The organism is Peribacillus tepidiphilus (genome assembly GCF_009466385.1).
In the GTDB taxonomy this organism is placed as follows: Bacteria; Bacillota; Bacilli; order Bacillales; family DSM-1321; genus Bacillus_BN; species Bacillus_BN tepidiphilus.
Window position 1 is genome coordinate 52,811 of record NZ_WIAQ01000012.1, and the last position, 7,095, is coordinate 59,905.

5 protein-coding genes and 1 rRNA gene are annotated in these 7,095 nt (G+C 40.1%); all 6 read right to left on the reverse strand.

The features are described 5' to 3' along the window. Positions 1 to 2 precede the first annotated feature (2 nt). Positions 3 to 1,388 (reverse strand): DNA repair protein RadA, encoded by a 1,386-nt coding sequence (radA, locus tag GD441_RS08805; protein WP_153125818.1) that lies wholly within the window; start codon positions 1,386 to 1,388, stop codon positions 3 to 5. A gap of 333 nt (positions 1,389 to 1,721) precedes the next feature. After that, positions 1,722 to 4,163, reverse strand: coding sequence for an ATP-dependent protease ATP-binding subunit ClpC (gene clpC, locus GD441_RS08810; RefSeq protein ID WP_153125820.1), 2,442 nt, complete (start codon positions 4,161 to 4,163; stop codon positions 1,722 to 1,724). Positions 4,164 to 4,175: 12 nt separating this feature from the next. Next, the gene (locus tag GD441_RS08815; RefSeq protein ID WP_153125823.1) at positions 4,176 to 5,246 is read right to left on the reverse strand and encodes a protein-arginine kinase McsB; all 1,071 of its coding nucleotides are present in this window, start codon (positions 5,244 to 5,246) and stop codon (positions 4,176 to 4,178) included. After that, positions 5,243 to 5,797, reverse strand: coding sequence for a protein-arginine kinase activator protein McsA (locus GD441_RS08820; protein WP_153125825.1), 555 nt, complete (start codon positions 5,795 to 5,797; stop codon positions 5,243 to 5,245). The genes GD441_RS08815 and GD441_RS08820 overlap by 4 nt, the downstream gene beginning before the upstream one ends. Before the next feature lie 23 nt (positions 5,798 to 5,820). Continuing rightward, a complete protein-coding gene (locus GD441_RS08825) occupies positions 5,821 to 6,231 on the reverse strand; it encodes a CtsR family transcriptional regulator (protein ID WP_420849673.1) in 411 nt (136 codons plus the stop codon). Between the two features lie 702 nt (positions 6,232 to 6,933). Continuing rightward, positions 6,934 to 7,049 (reverse strand): 5S ribosomal RNA (gene rrf, locus GD441_RS08830). Positions 7,050 to 7,095 lie beyond the last annotated feature (46 nt).

Genomic DNA, 7,095 nt, shown 5'->3' on the forward strand with positions numbered 1-7,095 from the left:
GCTTATCCTCCTAAAGCATACATTAAAGCCTCAGAAACAGTGGTGACACCAATGACCTCTATCCCTTTTGGAGGATTCCAGCCCCCGAGATTGTTAGATGGAAGAATCACTCTTTCAAATCCAAGCTTGGCTGCTTCCTGTACCCGCTGTTCAATCCTTGAGACTCTCCGAACCTCTCCTGTTAACCCTACTTCTCCTATTATGCAATCTGTTTGACGCGTGGGCTTATCGCGAAAGCTTGATGCGATACTAACTGCAATAGCCAGGTCGATTGCTGGCTCATCAAGCTTGACTCCTCCTGCTACCTTCAAATACGCGTCTTGATTTTGCAAAAGCATGCCTACTCTTTTTTCTAAAACAGCCATTAAAAGAGAAACTCGATTATGGTCAATACCTGTAGCCATTCTGCGAGGATTTCCGAAGCTGGTCGGGGAAATTAATGCTTGAATTTCCACTAAAACAGGTCTCGTACCTTCCATAGAAGCAACTACAGTTGAGCCTGAAGCGCCTTGTGAACGCTCTTCCAAAAAGATTTCAGACGGATTTTCTACTTCCTCTAGACCCTGTTCTTTCATTTCAAAAATTCCCATTTCATTCGTAGATCCAAACCGGTTTTTAACAGCTCGTAATATTCTATATGTATGATGCCGTTCACCTTCAAAATAAAGGACTGTATCAACCATATGCTCCAAGAGTCTTGGACCGGCAATTGCCCCTTCTTTCGTCACATGACCCACGATAAAAATAGCAATGCCTTTTGTTTTTGCAATACGCATCAAGGTAGCTGTACATTCTCTCACCTGCGAAACGCTCCCAGGTGCAGATGTCACTTCTGGCTGAAAAACGGTTTGAATGGAGTCAATAATAACTAGCTGTGGCTGCACATCTGTAATGGCCTGCTCAATAAAATCCATATCCGTCTCAGAGTATACAAATAAATTTTCCGAAACCGTTCCTAGTCGGTCAGCCCGTAACTTTGTTTGCTTTACTGATTCCTCTCCGGAAATATAAAGAACTTTTTTCTGTTTACGGGCAAGCTGAGCGGACACTTGAAGAAGCAAAGTCGATTTTCCGATTCCCGGGTCTCCACCAATTAGTACGAGTGAACCGTAAACAACGCCTCCACCTAAAGCTCTGTTCAGTTCTTTAAGGTCAGTAAGCATACGAGGCTCTTGTGATGCTTCAATTGTGGTAATGGGTGTTGCTTTTTGTCTAATACCACCTGCAGCCGTTTCACTGTGAGTAAAAGCTCCTCTTCTTCCGGACTTAACAATTTCCGTTTCTTCCACCATCTTATTCCACTCACTGCAGCCTGGACATTTCCCCATCCATTTTGGAGACTCGTAACCACAAGACTGACATATAAATTTTGTTTTCTTTTTTACCATTTGATCCCCCCTCCTTAGGTTTATTCTTGGCTTTATCCAAGAATGATGTCTCTCCAGATTCAGAATGAAGCGAATCCGTTGCATTCACAATCCATTTCTATTCATACAATTATAGATGGTCTATGTATTTTCCTTCTTAAAACCTGTAATAAAACCATGTTATCCCCTTCACAAATATGGGACAAGAAAAACTCGGCTATGGTTGATTAGCCGAGTTTTTCACTTTGGCTAAAGCAGAATGAATAAAAATTACATAGCGATCTTACATACGAAGTACATCGTAAAACGTTTCAAGATCCTATGAAAGTTTATTCGATTCTACGCCAATTTGATTTATGATTGGGAAGTAGCTTCTTCCTTTGGTTTTACCGTAAACTGTCCATCCACTACGTCGATGACAACGGATTGCCCTTTTTGGATTGTGCCTTTTAGCAGTTCCTCTGAGAGGAAATCTTCAACATGCTTTTGGATGGCACGGCGTAAAGGACGCGCCCCATATTCCGGATCAAAGCCTTCTTCAGCGATTTTTTCTTTCGCTGCCTCTGAAATCTCAAGATCAATCTCATGCTCTTTCAGACGCTTAACTAACTGGTCAACCATTAAAGTTACAATTTCTTTCAAGTGCTTCTTCTCAAGAGCATGGAAGACGATAATTTCATCAATACGATTTAGGAACTCCGGACGGAAGGCACGTTTTAGCTCTTCCATCACTTTGCTCTTCATATCTTTATAGCCTTCGTTTTCATCTTGAATATTAAAGCCAACATATTTATTTCGCTGGAGAGCAGACGCTCCTACGTTTGATGTCATGATTAAAATAGTATTTCTAAAGTCGACTGTACGTCCTTTTGAATCTGTTAAACGGCCATCCTCGAGAACTTGTAAAAGAATGTTAAATACATCTGGATGTGCTTTTTCAATTTCATCTAAAAGCACAACAGAATATGGCTTTCTGCGGACCTTCTCTGTCAATTGGCCACCTTCTTCATATCCTACATATCCAGGAGGAGAACCAACTAAACGTGAAGTGGAGTGCTTCTCCATGTATTCAGACATGTCAATGCGAATCATCGCATCTTCATCTCCGAAAATAGATTCAGCTAGCGCTCTCGCAAGCTCCGTTTTCCCCACACCTGTAGGTCCTAAGAAAATAAAGGAACCAATCGGCCGTTTTGGATCTTTCAACCCAGCTCTTGCACGACGAACAGCTTTCGCAACAGCTTTTACCGCTTCTTCTTGACCAATCACACGCTTATGCAGGATCTCTTCCATATTCAGAAGTTTTTCGGATTCTGTTTGCGCCAGTTTTGTAACTGGAATACCCGTCCAGTTAGATACAACTGTTGCGATATCTTCTACTGTCACTTCACTGTTTTCTTGCCCTTGTTTTTCCTTCCAAGTCTTCTTCGTTTCTTCCAACTCTTCTCTTAACCGTTGTTCAGTATCGCGTAGAGAAGCTGCTTTTTCAAATTCTTGGCTTTGAACTGCTGCATCCTTTTCCTTACGAACTTCCTCAAGCTTCATTTCAAGCTCTTTTAAATTCGGTGGTGTTGTATAAGAACGCAGTCTAACCTTGGAACCAGCTTCATCAATTAAATCAATAGCTTTATCCGGTAAGAAACGATCTGAAATATAACGATCTGAAAGCTTAACAGCCGCTTCAATTGCTTCGTCTGAAATGGATACTCGGTGATGCGCTTCATAACGGTCGCGGAGACCCTGTAAAATTTGAATAGACTCCTCTACAGTCGGCTCATCCACCTGAATTGGTTGGAAGCGTCTTTCTAATGCAGCATCTTTTTCAATGTACTTACGATACTCATCTAATGTAGTGGCACCAATACATTGCAATTCACCACGAGCTAAGGATGGTTTTAAGATATTGGACGCATCGATTGCTCCTTCTGCCCCGCCTGCACCGATTAATGTATGCAGCTCATCAATGAACAGAATGATATTACCTGCCTGGCGAATTTCATCCATCACTTTCTTCAGACGATCTTCAAATTCACCACGATATTTAGTTCCCGCTACAACCGTTCCCATATCAAGGGTCATTACACGCTTGTCGCGAAGAATTTCAGGAACTTCATTATTAACAATTTGCTGTGCCAATCCTTCGGCAATCGCTGTTTTACCAACACCCGGCTCCCCGATTAGAACAGGGTTGTTTTTGGTTCGACGGCTTAGTACCTCAATCACACGTTGAATTTCTTTACTGCGCCCAATAACAGGATCTAAGCTACCTTCTCTTGCAATAGCAGTCAGGTCACGCGCCAAACTATCAAGTGTCGGCGTGCTAGCAGTTGAAGATGTATTCCCTTGGTGCCCCGCACTTTCATTGCTTCCTAACAACTGAAGCACTTGTTGTCGTGCTTTGTTGAGGCTCACACCTAAGTTATTAAGTACTCGTGCTGCAACACCTTCACCCTCACGAATGAGTCCAAGTAATATGTGTTCAGTACCTACATAGGAATGACCAAGTTTGCGTGCTTCATCCATTGAAAGCTCAATGACTTTTTTAGCTCGTGGTGTATAGTGAATAGTCTGTGCAGTATCTTGCCCCTTGCCGATTAAATTCTCCACTTCTTTTTGAATTTTTTCAGCTCCTAATCCAAGCGCATGAAGAGCCTTTGCCGCTATTCCTTCTCCTTCACGGACAAGGCCTAGCAAAATATGTTCAGTGCCAATATTATTGTGACCTAAACGGATCGCTTCCTCTTGTGCTAAAGCTAAAACCTTTTGTGCTCTTTCTGTAAAACGCCCAAACATCATTTCAATTCCTCCTTACTCTTTCGTATTTTCCAAATGCAACCTTTCTCGTATAAAAGCAGCCCTTCGAATATCTCTTTCATGCGGTCTCAAAATTCCTCCGCTATATTGTTGTAAAAATCCGGGCTGTGTTAATATCATCAGCTCATTCAATATGGTTTTTGGGATATTTTTGATATATCCTAAATCAATACCTAGTCGTAGGTCCGATAGGCAGTTTGCCGCTTCTTTTGATTCGATGACTCTTGCGTGCGAAAGAACACCGAGAGAACGGAATACTCTGTCTTCTAATTGTATGTTTGATGTTTTGACTAATGCTTCTCTTGCCGATCTTTCATGGTCAATAATTTGTTGGACCACACTTTTTAGGTCCTCCACAATGTCTTCTTCAGATTTTCCAAGTGTCATTTGATTGGAAATTTGAAAAATATTTCCTAATGCTTCGCTACCTTCTCCATAAATACCTCTTACAACCAATCCTAATTGGTTGATGCTCGGTATTAATCTGTTCATTTGCTGTGTAAGGACAAGTCCTGGCAAATGCATCATAACGGAAGCTCGAAGTCCGGTCCCTACGTTTGTTGGGCAGCTTGTTAAATAGCCCCGCTGCTCATCAAACGCATAATCAACGTTTTCTTCAATCCAGTCATCCACTTTATTAGCATGCTCTAATGCTTCTGAAAGCTGCAATCCTGAAAAAATACACTGAATTCTTACATGATCCTCTTCATTAATCATTACGCTGATTTTTTCATCATCCGAAAGAAAACAGGCCCCATAAGGAGAATGCTCTGATAAATGAGGGCTTATTAAATGTTTTTCTACCAACACCCTTTTTTCTAAAGGCTGTAGTTCATTCATCTTTATAAGTTCAAGCTTCCCAATACCAGGAATCTCTCCCTGCATTTTATCTTTCAAAATTGACACTATGTTTTGAGCTTCTTCATGTGAGTATAATGTCGGAAAAGTGAAATTTTTCAAATTCCTCGCAAGTCGAATTCTTGAGCTTAATACAATGTCGGAGTCCGGTCCTTCTTCACTCATCCAAGAACTTACGGCTTTCTTCATAAAACGTTCTAAACTCATTCGCTCTCCCTCCCATCTTGAGCAAGTGACATCTCTCTTTCAAGGGAACGTATTTCATCTCGCAATACTGCTGCTTTTTCAAATTCCTCTTGCTCAATAAGAATGCGAAGTTGCTGCTTTAAATCTTGAACTTTTTTTCTTAAAGAAATTCGGCCGCCAGTTCGTCTAGGTATTTTCCCAGTATGTGAAGCATTTCCTCCGTGCAGCCTTCTTAAAATCGGTTCCAACTGGTTACTAAATGCTTTATAACATTCGGAACAACCAAATCTGCCGACTTTGGCAAACTGACTATATGTCATATGACAATGCTCACATCTTACTACCTCATGGGTTGGAAACGCATTTGCATTTGTCTGCTGAAAATGTGGCTCTGCATTTAATAGCCCGGCTAATAGGTTATGGATGCTAAAGCCGGAGCCTCCATGAAACATAAAGGTTTCTCCCTTTTCTTGAGCACAAGTTTCACATAAATGTACTTCTGTTTTTTCACCATTAATAATTTTTGTAAAATGAAGGGTTGCCGGTCTTTCTTGACAATTTTGGCAAATCATCTTCGTCACCCCATCTATTGAAATTATTTATATTTTAAAGTGGTCAGCATGGCTTTTAGCATCCTTGCTCTTAGCTCATCCCGATGCGGCAGTTCAATATAGAGCACAGAACGATCCATTACACTCGTCATTAATTTCGCTTCTCTTCGACTGATGATCCCTTCTTGAACCAGTCTGAGAATAATATCCTCAGCACTTGACTGGGAAATTCTATTTTGTATAAGCGAAAGAAGTTGATCTATAAGGTGTGCATGGTCATATACTTTCACTTTCTTAATTCGAATATACCCACCGCCCCCTCTTTTACTTTCAACTACATATCCTCTTTCAGTCGTGAACCGAGTGTTTATGACATAGTTAATTTGAGAAGGAACACATTGGAACTTATCTGCAATTTCACTTCTTTTAATCTCTACAATTTCTTTCTCGCTCATATCCAATACTTGCTTTAAATAATTTTCAATAATATCAGATATGTTTCTCACTCCGCCTCCTCCAATCTGACTTTGACTATATTTGACTTTTATTATATGAGATGAATTCCTATATTGCAACTAAGTTGCTCTCCTTATCATTTTGTCCAGAAAATCTGTAATTTTACGAAGTTATTTTCTTTTTCTTTATTTGTTTGTTTTGATCAAAATAAACCTGTTAAACCCAGTTACAAAGAAAAGCGAAAAAGCCGCATAAATTTTATGAATACGGTTCTTCGCTTCTCGACTATTTAATATTGGCAATAACCATTGAAATGTCATCCTGATAGGGTCCGTAGGTTTCTTCAAAAAAAGAAATAAATCGTTGAATCCACTTCGAACTGTCTGCTTCTCAGATTGAACATAATTTTTCATATTACCGAATATCAACTCTCTTTTAGCAAATCTCATTTTGATACTATCAGAAATTTACCATTAATAGTTTGTATAAATTAGAAACAATTTTCTATTGAGAATTGGATTCTTGTTAATGGAGAGAGAAAAGTTGGGGTAATTTTAAGTAAATGTGAAAAATTAGTTGAATTAATGAGGTAACAGTTCATAGCCGTGGATAAAGCTTTCAAATTCCTATGATCATACACTCTATAATATCGTGCCTTTTTTCCAACAAAAAAGACCAGCATTATCAGCTGATCTTCTCTTGCCCGGCAACGTCCTACTCTCACAGGGGGAAACCCCCAACTACCATCGGCGCTGAAGAGCTTAACTTCCGTGTTCGGTATGGGAACGGGTGTGTCCTCTTCGCCATCGTCACCAGACCATGTATTTTAGAGACAAATGTTATTATAATACTTTTTCTCAAAA

What these genes read in the sequence shown, in the direction of transcription:
- GD441_RS08825 (WP_420849673.1), bottom strand. Translation starts at nt 6,231, where the DNA reads ATGAGCGAGAAAGAAATTGTAGAGATTAAAAGAAGTGAAATTGCAGAT.
- radA (WP_153125818.1), bottom strand. Translation starts at nt 1,388, where the DNA reads ATGGTAAAAAAGAAAACAAAATTTATATGTCAGTCTTGTGGTTACGAG.
- GD441_RS08815 (WP_153125823.1), bottom strand. Translation starts at nt 5,246, where the DNA reads ATGAGTTTAGAACGTTTTATGAAGAAAGCCGTAAGTTCTTGGATGAGT.
- clpC (WP_153125820.1), bottom strand. Translation starts at nt 4,163, where the DNA reads ATGATGTTTGGGCGTTTTACAGAAAGAGCACAAAAGGTTTTAGCTTTA.
- GD441_RS08820 (WP_153125825.1), bottom strand. Translation starts at nt 5,797, where the DNA reads ATGATTTGCCAAAATTGTCAAGAAAGACCGGCAACCCTTCATTTTACA.